Here is a 16,834-nt window from a genome sequence, read left to right on the forward strand (position 1 = left end):
GTATGAGGAATTAACTATGAAGAGACAAAAGCGTGATCGCCTAGAACGAGCTCAATCTCAAGGCTATAAAGCTGGGTTGAATGGAAGGTCTCAAGAGGCTTGCCCATATCAACAAATTGATGCTCGGTCATATTGGTTAGGTGGTTGGCGTGATGCCAGAGATGAAAGACAATCTGGTCTCTACAAATAAACTCTCCACATACAAACAGAAGGATTTGAAAGGGCTCGTTAAGAGCCTTTTCTGCGTTTAAAGCGGATGTTTTTAAATGTAGCAATTTACGCGTGTGTCTAAACTAAATGCCATAAGATAAAGAAAAGGCTCCTTTGATAGGAGCCTTGATAAATACTTCAGAGTAGGAGATTAGAAGCTTGAAGTGTCTTGGAACAAACCCACTTTCAGATCTTTTGCTACGTAGATTTCTTTACCATCTACGCATACACGACCATCAGCTAGACCCATTACTAATTTGCGGTTAACAACGCGCTTCATGTGGATCTCGTACGTTACTTTTTTCGCTGTTGGTAGGATTTGACCCGTAAACTTCACTTCGCCAACACCCAGAGCTCGACCTTTGCCTTTACCGCCAACCCAGCCTAGGAAGAAGCCAACAAGCTGCCACATAGCATCAAGACCAAGACAACCAGGCATTACTGGGTCACCAGGGAAGTGACAGTCAAAGAACCAAAGATCTGGAGTAATGTCCAATTCTGCGAGGATCAAACCTTTACCAAAATCGCCTTCAGTCTCAGACATTTTAGTAACACGATCCATCATTAGCATGTTTGGCGCAGGAAGCTGAGGGTAACCTGGTCCAAATAGCTCACCTTGGCTAGAAGCGAGAAGATCGTCACGGTTGTAAGAATCACGTTTGTTTTGCATTATCAATTACTCCAATTTTTGATAGCTGCATCTTAGTGAACACGTGTACGCTAAACAACTCCGATCAGTACTAGACAAACCAGTTTTTGATGCGCTCCACAATTCCTTCTGGATGCTCATGTCTTTCAAAGTTTTCAATACGTTCGGCAATTTTACCAATGATGCTGTCTTCTTCACCGCGAAATGGTTTAGACATAAGAATGGGAATCGCTTCATCAACAGTAGAAACTGACCAAATATGGAACTCACCATTCTTAATGCTTTCTATGACATCTTTATGTAACGCGAGATGTTTTAGGTTAGATTTAGGCATAATCACACCTTGCTCTCCCGTAAAGCCTTGGTGTTTACATACTTGGTAGAAGCCCTCAATCTTTTCATTCAAGCCTCCAACGGCTTGCACGCGACCAAATTGATCCACTGCACCAGTAACCGCGATCTGTTGATTCACTGGAGATTCTGACAAGGCACTCACCAAACAACATAGCTCTGCTAAGGAGGCACTGTCTCCGTCGACTTCGCTGTATGATTGCTCGAATACAATCGAAGCGGAGTATGGTAGTGGTTCATCAAGATTCAGTGCTGAACTCACAAACGCTTGCATGATCATCATGCCCTTAGCATGTAGGTTGCCGCCAAGTTCTGCTTTGCGTTCGACGTCTGAAATATCACCATCACCAAAGTGAATAACACAAGAAATACGCGCAGGTTCCCCATAGGAGACAGGGTGTCCGGCCATATCAATCACTGTAAGACCATTAATTTGCCCAACCTGTTCGCCGGTCGTCTCAATGATCACTTGTCCATCAAGAATATCGTCCACAGCACGTTGTGGTAGGTAAGATTCACGGTAATATTTATCATCAATAGCACGATCAATATCGTCAAACTCGATACTCGATGAGTTTGAATACTGGCCAGCAAGACCTAACAGCTGGTTGTGCCACAGTACACCGAGAGGCAGATAGTGTTGATCTTCTGTATAGCGCATGCCGGCAAGAATTAATCTTCGGAAGGCTTCGTTACTCAATGCAGGGTGTTGGTATTCATGGCAAATCCAATTGACCAAACCAACGTATTTACTTAGGTTTTCTTGAGATAAGTGGATATCTTCTTCAACCTCAGTATACATCGTCAGACCTGTAGAAAAGTCTTCATCGACATATTCGATTTCCGCTAACTGGTTTCGATCGCCTGTAATGATCAGCTTTACATCGTAGTCTTGTGGTGCAAAAGGCGATGACGCAATTCGATTTGGTGTAAGGTTAATCGGAGCAAAGCTTCCACCTTGAACTGCTGCTTTAATGCTTGGCCAGCGCGCAGCGTTTGCAAGCACTAAGTTGGCAGGAACAACAAGATAACCGCCATCTGCTTTAGACAGTAAGCCAGACTCAAATGTCGTTTGACCATCTTGATTCACGCTGTAGCGATCAAATAACTCTTTGGCATCGAGTGACTCAACTGTCACAACAGACGCTGACGACTTATTCTTCAATACTTCGCTGACGAAACCACGATAAAGCACATTATCAGTGCAATTCACTAATAAAATACGGGTTAATCCTCGAACACGAGTAAATCGGTCAATGGTCGCCTCAAGCCTAGGCTGAAGGTCAATAAAGGGCTTAATCGGTAGAGAAGTGGCTTTACTTAAAATCTCTTCGTACTGCTCGAAAGAAGGGGTGACATCTTGCCAGTTAACTTGGTTCATTCAAATTCATCATAATTTAGTCTTGCAAGCATTATAGCGAAACGGCGATCAACTCCCTAGCGACAATTTGACCAATCCAAAAATTCTGCAAATTCAGTTGATTAAACCTTCGACAAATGAGTGATCAACATCGATACTTTTATGAGTTTTAATTGCCGAATCTGCACACTTGGGTTACGCTGTCACCATAAGTGCATTGAGGGTCAGAAGGATGAAATATCAACAGCTTGAAAATTTAGAATGTGGTTGGAAATGGAAGTATCTCATCAAAAAGTGGAAGGATGGTGAAGCCGTTACCCGATACATCGATACGAGCGAAGCCGATGCCGCAATTGCCGAACTTCGTAAACTTGAGCATGAGCCAACCCAAGTTCTTACTTGGATTGAAAACCACATGTCTGAAGAGCTTGATAATAAGCTGAAGCAAGCGATCCGTGCTAAGCGTAAACGTCACTTCAATGCAGAACAAGTCCACACGAAGAAAAAGTCCATCGATCTGGATTATCGAGTGTGGGAAAAACTCTCCAATCGAGCGAACGAGCTAGGCTGTACGTTATCCGATGCTATTGAGTATTTGTTATCAGAGGCATCTCGAAGTGAAAAAGCCAGTATGAAGGTATCGTCGCTGAAAGAAGACTTGAGTAAATTGCTTTCTAGCTAAGGAGTATCAAATGCTTTACGTAATATTGATTGCTGCTGTTGTCATTTTTTGGCTTATCGCCGTAGATAGACCTGTCCTAAAAGTTAAGTTTGAACAAGGGCAAATATCGAAGGTGAAAGGTCACATACCGCCTTCTTTTAAACACAACCTGCAAGACATCGCTGAGCATTCTCCGTTTGATGGCGAAATGAAAGTCTATAACCAACGTACAGGTATGCGCTTAACCTTTTCCAAAGACGTGCCGAAAAAAGTTCAACAACGAATTAGAAACGTTTTTCCTCACCAAGGCTTTAAGTCGACCAAAGGTAAAAAGCGAGCTTAAGAAAACTATCAATTACTTATTCGTGTTAAACGGGACGCATTTAATGTGTCCCATTTTTATATTAGCAAAGTCAGTGAGTTAGAGTTTCACTTTTACGAATCGAAAGGGAACATCATGCGATACACTGTCACGTTTTTGTGCTTTTTATTTGGAATTTCTGTTGCTATAGCTGACGACTCAGAAATCAATCCTGTAGCGAAAAAAATCAAAGCGGAGCTGCAGAAGAAAACTGATAGAGCATTTGATGGTTACCACGGATATTGTGACTTGATGATTGAAATGGAACACAAAGGCAAGAGTGCAACGATCAAGAGAGTTAAAGGAAATGGTGATAAACGCGTATGTCAGTTCACCAAATCAAATGTGAAAATTGGCAAACGTTATCGTTATAAATTCTCTGAAAAATATATACGACTACACATAACAACGGGCAATTAGCATTCACTAATAATATTTCGATAATTAGCATTCATTTATAAGTGGAATTAATATCACATTCCATTTACTGCGTGTGTCTTTATAGATAAACTTGCCGACAGGAAAATAAAAACAACGTTAGGAATATCAGTTTGTTGCTCACGCAAAAAAATTACACACCAGAAGCAATGGACATCGCGGTCAAAGTATCGAAAGAAGTCGAACTTAGACATGCCAAGTGGCTAGCTAGTATGAACCACCAAGTGGATCAGTCACAAGTGGATAAGCTCCTCAGTTTACAGGGGCGTTATTGTGACGATGTGATCTTTAGTGAAGAAGACAGAATCACGCGCAACCAAAGAATACTTCTCATGTGCGAACAAGAGCGAGTAAAAGAAAAACGCCAAATCGTGGAAGACAAGCAGAAAACACTGCAAAAAGTCATCAGCGATGTATCGAAAGTCGCCGATCGAATGTTAATGAAGAAGCTTGAAACGCTTCCAATTGATAAATTATCGAGCAATATACCCGCATTTGAGTTATTCGCATCGTTTGCCTATTCTCCATCTCTAAGCTTTTCAAAACTGACAGACTTGGCTAACAATAGCCATCAGCTAAGCTCAACGATTATAGATCTGATTGAGAACTCAAGACTGCGTGAGCGAGGGAGTGCGGCTAAAACTAGTTCAGATGCAAGAGTCGCGATTGGGCGCCTTGGAGTTGAAAATTGCCGCAAGCTATTCCCGGTTTTAATGGCGCGCCCAATGATGAGATGGTCAGATAGTAATACTAAAATCCTGACTCCCAAGTTTTGGCAACAATTGGTTTTGACTGCCAACGTCACCAAAATGCGATTGGAATCGGCAGATGTTCAAGATTCCGATTGTGGTGTTTTGATCGGAACGCTTCGTAGCTTAGGTAGCATCGTATTGATTAATCACTTTACAGATACGTTTGAAGACGCACTCATTGAAGTCATGCTGAACTATAGAAAAACGAACAGGAAAGATGAGTATTATGCCTGTGCCGATGTCCGACCAAATTCAGCTTTCTTGCCTAAAGTCATTGTCGATATGGAAGCTCTGGTGACTAAAAGACTTTTAGAAAACTTTCTCTGGTCGAAGAATGTAGAACATATAAAAGTTGCTGTTCTTGAAGACATCGAAAGCAAACCCATCTTAGAGCGCAGTGTCTATGGAGCAGCTTTAGCGCAGGCTAGGGCGTATGCAATCTATGATAACTTATCGAGAAGTGAAGTGTTTGCAGAAAAGCATAAACCATTTTGGTTTGCTAACGTCCAGATATCAGGGGAAGCATTGTCATCAATTAGAATGAGTGCTCCAGGAAAGATGACTCTTATGATGTAAAAGAGTCACAGTGTCACAAAAAAACTCAAAGCGACTGTAACAAGTCGCTTTTTTAATGTCATAAGAAAATGAATAAACAAGTGACACCTCAGTATTGTTGAAGAACACAAGGTTACGACGTCACTAATGCTTAACTGTAAGTTCATCAAACGTCCAGTCACATCATTGATAAAGACTAATAGACAGCATTTGTCAGATCGTCCTTCAAACCAATCATGGTAAGAGCCATCAATTTGAACGAGCTCGCCTAAACAATCACGTCGGTAGCGAGGTTGGTAAACTTTAGGCTTGCGTTGCGAATGCGGTGTCCATAAACCATCTGCAATCATCCAACTTCGTAAGGTCTCGTTAGATACTGGAAGACTATGTAACTCCGTTAGTTTTTCTCTGGCAAGTGTTGGAGAAAAATCAGAATAGTGATCACGAATCAGTTTTAAAACTGTGTCTCGGTAGTCACTGGGATAGCGGTTATTACTTGGCTTACCTCAAGCTTGGTGAGTCAATCCTACAGCACCGAATTCTCTCAGGTGATTCATAAGCCTCGATTGATATCAGAATCATTTTAACTTTGGTAAATAGCGGCATTACAACTTTGCGCCTACAAAACCAGTGCGCATTATGTATATTATGTTAAATGGAATATCAACGTACGCTAATTGTTTCTTCGTTTGGGCTCCTATCCCTCTCAGATTTTAAAATATGAGGCTTTTTATGATTGTCATTAAACATAACCGCGATTTACCATAAAATACTTAATATAGATCTTAATAATCTTACGATTGTTAAGATCTATATTAATTCGCTACGCGATCTCCACTAATGAATGGATCGCTTCGTAGATATCCTGTCTGCGAACTGGCTTTGATACAAATCCGTCCATGCCAGCTTTCATGCATGTCGCTTTATCACTCTCAAGCGCGTGTGCAGTCAATGCAATGATTGGTGTTTTGATTCCTTTCTTTCTGATAAGTCTTGTCGCTGTAATGCCATCCATAACGGGCATCGACACATCCATTAAAATGATATCGATGTCTTGTGTTTGTTGCTCCAAAAACGTTAAGGCTTCCGCGCCGTGGCTGGCAATAAATACATTGTGCCCGAGTTTATTCAGAATAAGCTTTATCACTAACTGGTTAGATTCAGTATCTTCCACGACTAAAATGTTGGTCGACTTTGATGGCTGATTTGATTCTATCTTTACCGGTCTTTCTTGGTTAGTCCTGGTAAGAACCGGGATTTTGACTGTAAAAAGAGAGCCGACTCTCTCTTCACTTTTTACAGAAATTGAACCTCGCATCATCTCAACAAGGTGTTTGGTGATGGCAAGTCCAAGCCCGGTACCACCAAATCGACGAGTAATTGAGCTGTCGCCTTGATGAAAAGCTGTGAACAGATGACCAATTTTAGCTTGAGGGATTCCTATCCCAGTATCTGAGACAGATATGATGATTTCACCATTGCTTTCTAGCACAGAAACATGCACATCTCCAAAGTCTGTAAACTTAATCGCGTTTCCAATCAAGTTAAAAAGCACCTGTGATATACGAGTAGAATCAATCCAGTACTGTTTATTTCTATCTAGATTGCAGTGTAGGTCAAAGCTCAAACTTTTGCTTGTAGCCACTTGTTTTTGTTGAGAAACAATTAGTGTTACCGCGTCACTTAAGTCTGTCCACTGTTCATTTAAATGAAAGCTTCCTGACTCTATCTTTGATAAATCCAAAATGTCGCTGATAATCGCCAATAGCAAATCTGCAGAGCATTCCATTTGGTTCAATACGTCTGACTGGGCATCGGTTAAAGTTGATTGTCTCAAGATGTCTAACATCCCCAGAACTGAGTTCAAAGGCGTTCGAATTTCGTGACTCATCATGGCCAAAAACTCAGACTTCGATTGGTTAGCTCTTTCTGCTTCTTCTCTAGCCCGTGCTAATTGAGACGTCCTCACCTCAACGATACGTTGTAACTTTTCTTTGGTTTCAATATCGATAACAGCCCTTTCAATTAAGGGTCTAAAACGCCTTAATGTTTCTTTGTTTTCAATACTGAAGTGACCTTTTTGAGCTCCAACAAGGATGATAATAGTCTGGGTTACTTCAGATCGAATGCCCGTAAGTAGCATTGAATTCACGTGGCTTTTAATAAAGGAGTTTAAGCTCTCAAACTCCTTTAATCGCATAGGCTCGAACAACAAAATACATTCGCCATTAAGAGCCCTTTCCGACGCGTTACCCGGTAACCAATTTGCTCTATCAAAAACACTATTTGTTGATAATAACGTCTTGAAGTTTTGTCTATTACAGTCGCGAGTAATGACGATGAAGTCATCAAAATCAATGTACTTCTTTAGAACACTGTTTAGACCGGAGAAAATCTCGTGACGGTTTCGAGCTTCACTCATTGCAGAGATTGCTGACAGAATGGCTTTGTTTTCATCAGCCAATAACTTCTCACGTTGCCTTGCCTCTTTGAGTTCGACAAGTGCCTCTTGTAACGCTTCCTGCTGGTATATCTCTAAATATTTATCTTTCATAAGGTTTATGGAATATCGCTGATGATATCATCAGGTTTCCATGTCCATTCTCACCACCTATAAATCTTCCTTGCTCACCAAAAGTAAACGGGCAAATAAAAGGCAGGTTCTCTAATTCCTGATTAATTTGTTCACAAACACTGTTGATGTCCTGTTTTAAGTGCAACATAGGACCAGCACAAAAGATATTGATCACCCCTATTTTTCGAGATTCCTCTAACTTTTGATTGAATGCAGCGTTCACAACTCTCGCCGCTCTTGCGACAAGATGCTGGCGACTACCTTGCATCAACGTTAGCATTTCGCCTTCTTCAATATCGGTGAAAAGCTCAATGCCACCTTGTTCAGTTTCTCTTATCGGGTGTGAGAGTTTGTAATAAGGTCTCTCATACAATTGACCCGCGATGCGCCCTAACGGATATGCACTTGAGTTAGTGAACAGGAAGCTTTCTCTATCAGTTTGTGTTTCTTGATGATTTGTCCACGCTCGATATACATCGAGAGCAGGTTGATTATCTATCTCGAGTAAGATGCGACCTTTCGTTTTCGTCGCAATACCAGTTATCCCTGTTGGCGAGTGTCCTGCACTAAATGCGATATCGACCGGCTGTGAGGAGTAAAACAACGTTAAGCTCACGCCATTTTGTTCGTACCCTTGAGAGGTAATAATTGACCAGTTGCCTTCAATGTTATTGTCAGCAGCAGAACCACCAATGATTGGGACTAATGTTCCGAACCGACTGTCAATGCATTCTATGACAGATTCTTCATTCCCAGGTGTCGCATGTAAGAGAATTAAGTTAGGAACCTCACCTACTCTATCTGCATGAAATAAAGCCATATTCAGCGCTTGGTCTACGCTGGATTCAATATCCGTACTATAAGTTGAAATTCCTGTCCCGTAAGAATGTAAACCTGAGTCATAGATCGCGAGTATCGCAATGGTAGGACCTTGATGGTAACCATGGTTAGTCATGATAGCTTGGCATGAGCTAGCACCATGGAATGGAATGTCAGGGAACAGGTCGGAGAATGCGTACTGAATTGCTCTGAAGTCGTACTCTTCAGTGTAGTAGCAAATGATATGTGAGAGATTCTCCTCACTGAGTTCAGAGCGAAATTCTTCTATCGCTAAATATTCGTCGGTGATATGAGTAAATAATGATTGGCACTGCATACGGTTTTATTATTGGTTATCACTTTACTGTTATACCACTGCAAATTTTTACTGCTAGGCAAGAAAGCATTAATTGCATAAACAAGATGCAATTATCTCGCGTCAGATCAGATTTATAAATGAACTTGGACAATATTTTCATTTAATTTGATATTAATCGCTTTTGTTTCCGAAATACTATTCCAATTGATGTCTCGATATTTATCGTTGAGATTAATAAATTCACCAGATTGATTTAGATCAATTTTTATACTGCGATTTTCTGGGCTTTCGATTGAAAAGCCTTTCGAAGTCTTATTTATAGTGATTTTTGATACACCAATTGTTACATCACATCGTTGTTTTTGTGAACAGTCCACCTCTTTGCTCGTCTCATAAGTAAAGGTGCGCCAGAAAAAGGCACCGATTAAAAGACTGAGCATGATTAAGATTTGTGCAAGTCTCGCCTTTGTTAACTTTTGTGCGGCCATAATTCCTAATATCCTTGTTACAAACTTCAAACTTTTTAAATAAAAAATGATTTCCAGAGGTCTTGTAAGGTTACTACTCTGTCATTGAAATGTTAATTCAAGTATAGTGTCACGCTGAAAATGCCACTTTTTATTAAAGTCAGCAATGGAAATAAAGTGATGATAACACTTGAATTCTAGAGTTTACTTGGGTGGTGTTACGACGCAAGTCGTGTTGGAAGTAAAGTGTAGTTAATTAGAAATTGGAAGCATGCAAATGAGCCAAGTAAAGCAGCTTGAACAAAACTACAACTATACAGTCGTTCGCCAATTTACCCTTGTGACCATTTTATGGGGCATAGTTGGTATGGCTGTTGGTGTTTTGATTGCCGCTCAGTTAGTTTGGCCACAGCTAAACTTTGATACGCCGTGGTTGACGTACAGTCGTTTACGTCCATTGCATACTAATGCGGTAATTTTTGCGTTTGGTACCAGTGCTCTGTTCGCAACATCTTATTATGTTGTTCAGCGCACCTGTCAAACACGTCTTTTTGGTGGCCCACTCGTTGCCTTCACCTTTTGGGGTTGGCAAGCAATTATCCTAGCCGCAGCAATCACCCTACCTTTAGGTTTAACCTCTGGTAAGGAATATGCTGAGTTAGAATGGCCTATTGATATCGCAATCGCGATAGTATGGGTATCTTACGCAGTCGTGTTCTTTGGAACATTGGTCAAGCGTAATACCTCTCACATCTACGTGGCTAACTGGTTCTTCGGTGCCTTTATCCTAACAGTAGCAGTACTTCACATCGTGAACAGCATGGCTATCCCTGTGTCACTTGGTAAATCGTACTCGATTTATTCTGGTGCAGTGGATGCAATGGTTCAATGGTGGTATGGGCACAACGCGGTAGGTTTCCTACTGACCGCTGGTTTCCTAGGTATGATGTACTACTTTGTCCCTAAACAAGCTGAACGTCCTGTTTACTCTTACCGTTTATCTATCGTTCACTTTTGGGCACTGATTTCCCTATACATCTGGGCTGGTCCTCACCATCTGCATTACACAGCATTACCTGACTGGACTCAGTCTCTTGGTATGGTGATGTCTTTGGTTCTATTTGCTCCATCTTGGGGTGGTATGATCAACGGTATCATGACGCTGTCTGGCGCATGGCATAAGCTTCGCTACGACCCTATCCTACGTTTCCTAATCGTTTCATTGTCTTTCTACGGTATGTCTACTTTCGAAGGTCCAATGATGTCTATTAAGACAGTAAACGCGCTATCGCACTACACAGACTGGACCATTGGTCACGTTCACTCTGGTGCACTAGGTTGGGTTGCAATGGTTTCAATTGGTTCTGTATATCACCTTGTCCCTCGTCTATTCGGTCAAGAGCGTATGTACTCTGTAAGCCTAATCAATGTTCACTTCTGGTTGGCGACTATCGGTACTGTTCTTTACATCGTAGCGATGTGGATCTCAGGTGTAATGCAAGGTCTAATGTGGCGCGCAGTTAACTCTGACGGCACACTAACATACAGCTTTGTAGAATCTGTAGAAGCATCTTACCCGTTCTACTTCGTACGTTTCTTAGGTGGTTTCATCTTCCTATCAGGTATGTTCTTAATGGCATACAACACGTACAAGACGGTAACTGCGCCTAAAGAAAGCTTAAAAGCTATCCCTCAACCGGCATAAGGAGATTAAAGAATGAGTAATAATTCGAATAATCGCCACGAAATCCTAGAACGCAATGTCGGTTTGTTGGCTATTTTCATCGTCTTTGCAATCAGTTGGGGTGCGCTTGTTGAAATCACTCCTCTGATTTTCCAGAAGCAAACGACGGAGCCTGTAGAAAATCTACGAGCTTACACTCCTCTGGAAATGGAAGGTCGTGACATATACATCCGTGAAGGTTGTAACGTGTGTCACAGCCAGATGATTCGTCCTTTCCGTTCTGAAACAGAGCGCTACGGTCACTACTCTGTCGCTGGTGAGAGCGTTTGGGAACACCCATTCCTATGGGGTTCTAAGCGTACAGGTCCAGATTTGGCACGCGTAGGTGGACGTTACTCTGACGAATGGCATCGTGTTCACCTTATTGACCCGCGAGAGCTAGTACCAGAATCAAACATGCCAGGCTTCCCTTGGCTTGAAGAGAACGTACTAGACGGCAAGCTGACACAGAAGAAACTAGAAATCTTCCGTGACCAGTTCGGTGTCCCTTATAAGGATGAAGAAATCGCGAATGCGGCTAAAGAAGTAGAAGGTAAAACAGAGATGGATGCAATCATCGCTTACCTTCAGTCTCTTGGTCATGCAATGAAGTAAGGGGGTCATATGGATTTCGGTACAATTCATAGTATTTATACCGTTGTGCTCTTCGCTAGTTTTATTGGCATCGTATGGTGGGCATTTGGTAAGAAGCGTAAAGCACGCTTTGAGGAAGATGCTAACTTGGTGTTTGCTGACGAAGAACAAACGCCCCCAAATAACCAAGGAGTGAAGAAGTAATGACTACATTCTGGAGTCTCTGGATTATCGTGATTACTGTCGGTACGCTAGTAGGCTGTGCGATCCTCCTGACTTGGTGCGCTAAAGACAAAATGGGCGTCGAGGAAGGGGAAGACATGGGCCACGAGTACGATGGTATTCGCGAGCTTAATAACCCTCTACCAAAATGGTGGACATACTTGTTTGTGAGCACGTTTGTGTTTGCTGCTGTATACCTGACCCTATTTCCAGGTCTAGGTAGCTTCAAAGGTGTTCTAAACTGGCAGAGTTCAGATCAAACTGTACGTACGTTGGAAGAGTCGAAAGAAGCCATCGCACGAGCACAAGAAAACAAGCAACTTAACCAATACGCTAAAGAGCTAGATGATGCTGATGCATACTTCGGTGAAGCATTCCGCGCACTTGCTCACAACGCAGATGGTCTACGCCCTATCCCTGAGATTGCGCAAGATCCTGAAGCAATTAAAGTTGGTCAACGTTTGTTCCTACAGAACTGTTCGCAATGTCATGGCTCTGATGCTCGTGGTCAAAAAGGTTTCCCTAACCTAACTGACGACGCATGGCTATACGGCGGTGAGCCAGCGGCTATCGTTACAACTATCATGCAAGGTCGTATCGGTCAGATGCCAGCGTGGAAAGATGCACTTGGTGAACAAGGTGTTCAAGAAGTCGTAAGCTACACGTTAAGCCTTTCTGGTCGTAAAGTGAACGCACGTGAAGCGGAAGCCGGCAAAGCTCGTTTTGTTGTGTGTGCAGCTTGTCACGGCACCGATGGTAAAGGTAACCCTGCTGTAGGTGCACCAGACCTAACTGACCAAGATTGGTTATTCGGCGATTCACGCGCTGCAGTAACAGAAACAGTTATGAACGGTCGCTCTGGTGTAATGCCTGCTTGGAAGGACATCCTAGGCGAAGACAAAGTTCAACTTGTCGCGGCATACGTCTGGAGTTTAAGCAACTCTGACAATAAGTAACATTTCAATAACAGCCCCTTTCATAGGGGCTGTCTTTCCTTTAAATTTAAAGCCTTACATTTTTTCATTTAGCTGTTGAGAACTTTTTTATGGTAAAGCCTTGGTATAAACAATTTTGGCCGTGGTTCCTGATCATCCTGCCTCTAACTGTTGTGGTATGGACAATCGTTACAGTGGTCGTATTCGCCAATAACTCAGTTTCTTTGGTCGCCGAGGATTACTATAAAAAAGGCAAAGGCATCAATATCGATATCAGTAAAATGAATGTCGCTCGTGACCTTGGTCTTAACGCTACTGTTTCGTCTGATAACAACACAGTGGTTATCTCTTTCAATAAAGGTGAATTACCGCACTTCCCTGCACTAACAGCGACATTCACGCACCGTACATTGCCAGACCGTGATTTCACTAAGCTACTTACTGCTGATGCGAAAGGTAACTATCGTTTAACGCCAGAAAACTCTATTCAAGGTCCTTGGTTCGTTGAGCTTGAACCGCATAACAAAGAATGGATGATTCAAGGTCGCGTCGAATTCCCAGCACAACCAACAACATTAATGAAGTAAGCCTATGTGTAAATCCTGTTATCACTGTGGTGAAGATGTACCAGCCAACACGGATTTCAAAGTAGAAATATTAGGTGAAATTCGCGACATGTGTTGCCCGGGTTGTGAAACGGTGGCGCAAACCATTGTTGATAGTGGTCTTGTCTCCTATTACCAATATCGAACTGCGCCAGCAGAAAAGGCGGATCTAGTCCCCGAGCAACTCCAAGCTCTCATCCATTATGACAATGAGGACGTTCAGTCAGAGTTCGTTCGTAACCACGAGAACACTTCTGAAGTAACCCTTTCTTTAGAAGGCGTGTCCTGCGCTGCTTGTGCGTGGCTGATCGAAAAGCAAGTTTCCGGCGTTAAAGGATTGGTTTCTATTCGTGTAAATACCACCACTAACCGAGCTTTACTTGCATGGGATAAGACACAAGTACGTCTGAGCGAGTTACTATCAGTGATTCACAAGCTTGGTTACAAAGCAGCACCTTTTGAGGCAGACAAGCAAGAAGCTGCCTACCACCATACGATGAAACAGTACCTTTATCGTTTAGGTATCGCAGGTCTTGCAACCATGCAAGTAATGATGCTTGCAGTAGCATTGTATTTGGAAGTTTTTGGCGATTTGGAGCCAGAGTTTAAAAACTACTTTCGATGGGTAAGCTTAATCTTCGCAACACCTGTACTGCTCTATTCAGCGCTTCCCTTTTACCTCAATGCATGGCGAAGTATCAAAGGTCGAACCCTTGGTATGGATGTTCCTGTTTCCATTGCGCTGATTTTTGCTTATGTGGCGAGCTTAGTCGCAACAGTGACTGAGCAAGGCGAAGTGTTCTTTGAATCTATCTCGATGTTTACCTTCTTCTTGTTGGTCGGTCGATTCTTAGAAATGCGCGCTCGTCGCAAAGCAGCTGCGGCTAGCGGTAACCTTCTTAAGTTAATCCCTGCAATAGCGACAACACTAGACGGTGAACAAATTCCGGTGAAAACCCTAAAGGTTGGCGATCGCATTCGCGTTCTTCCTGGCGAACATATTCCTGCCGACGGTAAAGTGATTTTTGGTCGTATCCATATCGATGAATCGATGCTGACCGGCGAATCTGTTCACGTGGTTAAGAAAGCAGGAGATGCAGTTTACGCAGGAACATTAAATGGAGACGAATCGTTCGAACTTGAAGTGACGAATTCTAAAGCAGATTCAATGATTTCTAATATCGTTCGTCTTCAAGATGAAGCCCAACATTCCAAACCAAAAATCGCAGAAATTGCCGACGTAGTAGCGCGCTATTTTGTTGGCGCAATTTTAATCATTTCTGCAGGGACTTGGTTCTACTGGCACCAAACTAAACCCGATGATGCATTCTGGATTATGCTCTCTGTTCTGGTTGCTACTTGTCCATGCGCCCTATCTCTAGCGACACCAACCGCGTTAACGTGTGCAACTTCTCGTATGGGTAACTTTGGTATCTTGTTACGTAAAGGGCATGTTTTCGAAACGCTGTGTAAGATTAATCATCTTGTCGTGGATAAGACCGGCACCTTGACTAAAGGCGATATCGAGATTAGTGAAACCAAAACTTTAGCTGAGTTAGATAAGTCAGTGGCATTAGCTCTTGCTGCGGCACTTGAGGCGCATGCAAATCACCCTATCGCACGAGCATTTTCTTGTTTTGGTCATGAAGATATCTACGTCGATGAGGTTCAAAACGTCATTGGTTCTGGTATTCAAGGTGTTTGGAACAACAAGACAGTAAAAATTGGCAGTGCTAATTTTGTTGTTGGTGAAAACCGAGATGAAAGCAATGCTGTGTATCTTTCTGTAAACGAAGAACATGTGGCGACCTTTTACTACCGAGATCCCATTCGTAAAGAGAGTAAAGCATTCATCCAACGCTTTGCTGACGCTGGTATTACAACTACCTTATTGACAGGCGATTCATTACAAAATGCCCAGCCTGTTGCAGATGAAATGGGTATCGACCATGTGATCGCATCGGCAAAACCAGAAGACAAACTCGCGTATCTTAAAGGACTAGATCAAGACGATATCACCATGATGGTTGGCGATGGCATTAATGATGCGCCTACGCTGGCTGGTGCGCACCTTTCTGTAGCAATGGGTGGTGGTACGGACGTCGCTAAAGCTTCTGCAGATATGACGCTTCTAGGCGATAATTTAGAAAAGCTATTAGAAGCAAGGTTGCTTGCAATACGTACAAGAAAGATAATTCGAGAAAACTTGGCTTGGTCGTTGGGCTACAACCTGCTAATTTTGCCGCTTGCTGTTGCAGGCTTAGTCGCCCCCTACGTCGCCGTAGTCGGTATGTCAGCGAGTTCTATTATCGTTGTATCCAACTCGTTGCGACTGCTTAAAGAGAAGTAAGTGAGAGATCAAACATGGAAAGTCTTTACATATTAATCCCTATCGCCATTGTGTTGGTCTGTGTCGCCGTTGCTATTTTTCTTTGGGCTGTTCGTAGCGACCAGTTTGAAGATCTAGAGCGACAAGGTCACAACATTCTTCTTGATGAAGACGAAAAACCAAATAATAAAAAACAATAGCGTTATTTTATGAGCCCAGACTTTATTGGTGCATTTATGATCGGTCTCGTTGGGGCTGGTCATTGCATGGGAATGTGTGGCGGTATCGCCTCTCTACTCTCCATGGGCGCACCGAACAATAAACCTTCTTCCTCTATTCCCCTTTTCTATAACGTTGGCAGACTCGCAAGCTACGCGTTAATTGGCGCAATTGTTGGTGGTGCTATATCAGGTCTTTCAGAGTTGAGCGGTTTAACCCAGTCTCTCGCTTGGCTTCGATTTGTCGCCGCGCTTTTCATGATCTTAGTCGCCCTATATATCGCAAAATGGTGGCAAGGACTGCTTGTTATTGAGAAAGCTGGTCAACATATCTGGAAGTTCATCTCTCCAGCAGGAAAACGCTTGTTGCCACTGAAGCACCCAATGTATGCCTTTCCATTTGGCTTTATTTGGGGCTGGTTACCGTGTGGACTAGTATACTCGGCGTTAACCTGGTCTGCAGTTTCAGGAGACGCTTTAAACGGCGGATTAATCATGCTGTCGTTTGGTCTCGGAACTCTTCCATCAATGCTTGCCATCGGATATGGTGCGAGCCATTTTCAGAAGTTGCAAAAATCGTTAATATTTAGAAACATCTCTGCATTAATCCTAATAAGCTATGGCATGTATACTGCCGCCGGCGCGATGCGAATGCTTGGTTTCATATAGCATCAAAGTCGTTTTCCATCAT

General features: G+C 42.6%; 18 protein-coding genes and 1 pseudogene. 13 read left to right on the top strand and 6 right to left on the bottom strand.

Features of this window, described 5'->3' with window-relative positions; genetic code table 11:
- Positions 1-16: 16 nt before the first annotated feature.
- Positions 17-190 (top strand): ribosome modulation factor, encoded by a 174-nt coding sequence (gene rmf, locus QMY49_RS06925; RefSeq protein ID WP_005446820.1) that lies wholly within the window; start codon positions 17-19, stop codon positions 188-190.
- Between the two features lie 171 nt (positions 191-361).
- Here rmf and fabA read toward each other — a convergent pair whose 3' ends face one another.
- Both fabA and QMY49_RS06935 read right to left on the bottom strand, forming a co-directional pair.
- Positions 362-880, bottom strand: a complete 519-nt coding sequence (gene fabA / locus QMY49_RS06930) for a bifunctional 3-hydroxydecanoyl-ACP dehydratase/trans-2-decenoyl-ACP isomerase (protein ID WP_005390081.1) — start codon at positions 878-880, stop codon at positions 362-364.
- 70 nt (positions 881-950) lie between these two features.
- Positions 951-2,591 (bottom strand): S16 family serine protease, encoded by a 1,641-nt coding sequence (locus QMY49_RS06935; protein ID WP_283313654.1) that lies wholly within the window; start codon positions 2,589-2,591, stop codon positions 951-953.
- Between the two features lie 211 nt (positions 2,592-2,802).
- Between QMY49_RS06935 and matP the strand changes: the two genes are divergently transcribed.
- From matP to QMY49_RS06955, 4 genes are all read left to right on the top strand, one after another.
- The gene (gene matP, locus QMY49_RS06940) at positions 2,803-3,252 is read left to right on the top strand and encodes a macrodomain Ter protein MatP (RefSeq protein WP_005446823.1); all 450 of its coding nucleotides are present in this window, start codon (positions 2,803-2,805) and stop codon (positions 3,250-3,252) included.
- A gap of 10 nt (positions 3,253-3,262) precedes the next feature.
- A complete protein-coding gene (locus tag QMY49_RS06945; protein ID WP_005446826.1) occupies positions 3,263-3,574 on the top strand; it encodes a DUF3634 family protein in 312 nt (103 codons plus the stop codon).
- Positions 3,575-3,688: 114 nt separating this feature from the next.
- The gene (locus QMY49_RS06950) at positions 3,689-4,012 is read left to right on the top strand and encodes a hypothetical protein (RefSeq protein WP_005446827.1); all 324 of its coding nucleotides are present in this window, start codon (positions 3,689-3,691) and stop codon (positions 4,010-4,012) included.
- Between the two features lie 131 nt (positions 4,013-4,143).
- The gene (locus QMY49_RS06955) at positions 4,144-5,358 is read left to right on the top strand and encodes an HDOD domain-containing protein (RefSeq protein WP_283313658.1); all 1,215 of its coding nucleotides are present in this window, start codon (positions 4,144-4,146) and stop codon (positions 5,356-5,358) included.
- 119 nt (positions 5,359-5,477) lie between these two features.
- Here QMY49_RS06955 and QMY49_RS06960 read toward each other — a convergent pair.
- The 4 genes and pseudogenes from QMY49_RS06960 to QMY49_RS06975 form a co-directional block, all read right to left on the bottom strand.
- Positions 5,478-5,900: pseudogene (locus QMY49_RS06960) on the bottom strand (transposase family protein); the annotation flags it as partial.
- A 260-nt stretch (positions 5,901-6,160) separates the two neighbouring features.
- Complete coding sequence (locus QMY49_RS06965; protein WP_283313660.1) at positions 6,161-7,891, bottom strand: response regulator; 1,731 nt, start codon at positions 7,889-7,891, stop codon at positions 6,161-6,163.
- A complete protein-coding gene (locus tag QMY49_RS06970; protein ID WP_005445769.1) occupies positions 7,881-9,068 on the bottom strand; it encodes an FIST signal transduction protein in 1,188 nt (395 codons plus the stop codon). Before QMY49_RS06970 ends, QMY49_RS06965 begins: the two co-directional genes overlap by 11 nt.
- Before the next feature lie 113 nt (positions 9,069-9,181).
- Positions 9,182-9,538, bottom strand: coding sequence for a hypothetical protein (locus QMY49_RS06975; RefSeq protein WP_005445770.1), 357 nt, complete (start codon positions 9,536-9,538; stop codon positions 9,182-9,184).
- Positions 9,539-9,794: 256 nt separating this feature from the next.
- Between QMY49_RS06975 and ccoN the strand changes: the two genes are divergently transcribed.
- The 8 genes from ccoN to QMY49_RS07015 all read left to right on the top strand — a co-directional run bounded on the left by ccoN (position 9,795) and on the right by QMY49_RS07015 (position 16,812).
- Positions 9,795-11,222 carry a cytochrome-c oxidase, cbb3-type subunit I gene (gene ccoN / locus QMY49_RS06980; RefSeq protein WP_005445771.1) on the top strand — a complete coding sequence of 476 codons (1,428 nt, stop codon included), beginning with the start codon at positions 9,795-9,797 and terminating at the stop codon, positions 11,220-11,222.
- Between the two features lie 12 nt (positions 11,223-11,234).
- On the top strand, positions 11,235-11,855 hold the full coding sequence (ccoO, locus tag QMY49_RS06985; protein ID WP_009697800.1) for a cytochrome-c oxidase, cbb3-type subunit II: 621 nt from the start codon (positions 11,235-11,237) through the stop codon (positions 11,853-11,855).
- 9 nt (positions 11,856-11,864) lie between these two features.
- Positions 11,865-12,038: a cbb3-type cytochrome oxidase subunit 3 gene (locus tag QMY49_RS06990; protein WP_069687127.1), complete on the top strand. Its 174-nt coding sequence runs from the start codon at positions 11,865-11,867 to the stop codon at positions 12,036-12,038.
- Positions 12,038-13,012, top strand: coding sequence for a cytochrome-c oxidase, cbb3-type subunit III (gene ccoP, locus QMY49_RS06995; RefSeq protein ID WP_005429865.1), 975 nt, complete (start codon positions 12,038-12,040; stop codon positions 13,010-13,012). The genes QMY49_RS06990 and ccoP overlap by 1 nt, the downstream gene beginning before the upstream one ends.
- Before the next feature lie 89 nt (positions 13,013-13,101).
- Positions 13,102-13,578: a FixH family protein gene (locus QMY49_RS07000; RefSeq protein WP_005445775.1), complete on the top strand. Its 477-nt coding sequence runs from the start codon at positions 13,102-13,104 to the stop codon at positions 13,576-13,578.
- Positions 13,579-13,582: 4 nt separating this feature from the next.
- Positions 13,583-15,946, top strand: a complete 2,364-nt coding sequence (locus QMY49_RS07005) for a heavy metal translocating P-type ATPase (protein ID WP_017190161.1) — start codon at positions 13,583-13,585, stop codon at positions 15,944-15,946.
- Positions 15,947-15,960: 14 nt separating this feature from the next.
- Positions 15,961-16,125, top strand: coding sequence for a cbb3-type cytochrome oxidase assembly protein CcoS (gene ccoS / locus QMY49_RS07010; protein WP_005429857.1), 165 nt, complete (start codon positions 15,961-15,963; stop codon positions 16,123-16,125).
- A gap of 9 nt (positions 16,126-16,134) precedes the next feature.
- Positions 16,135-16,812: a sulfite exporter TauE/SafE family protein gene (locus QMY49_RS07015; protein WP_005445779.1), complete on the top strand. Its 678-nt coding sequence runs from the start codon at positions 16,135-16,137 to the stop codon at positions 16,810-16,812.
- Positions 16,813-16,834: the final 22 nt, after the last annotated feature.

This window comes from Vibrio harveyi (assembly GCF_030060435.1).
Taxonomy (GTDB): Bacteria; Pseudomonadota; Gammaproteobacteria; order Enterobacterales; family Vibrionaceae; genus Vibrio; species Vibrio harveyi.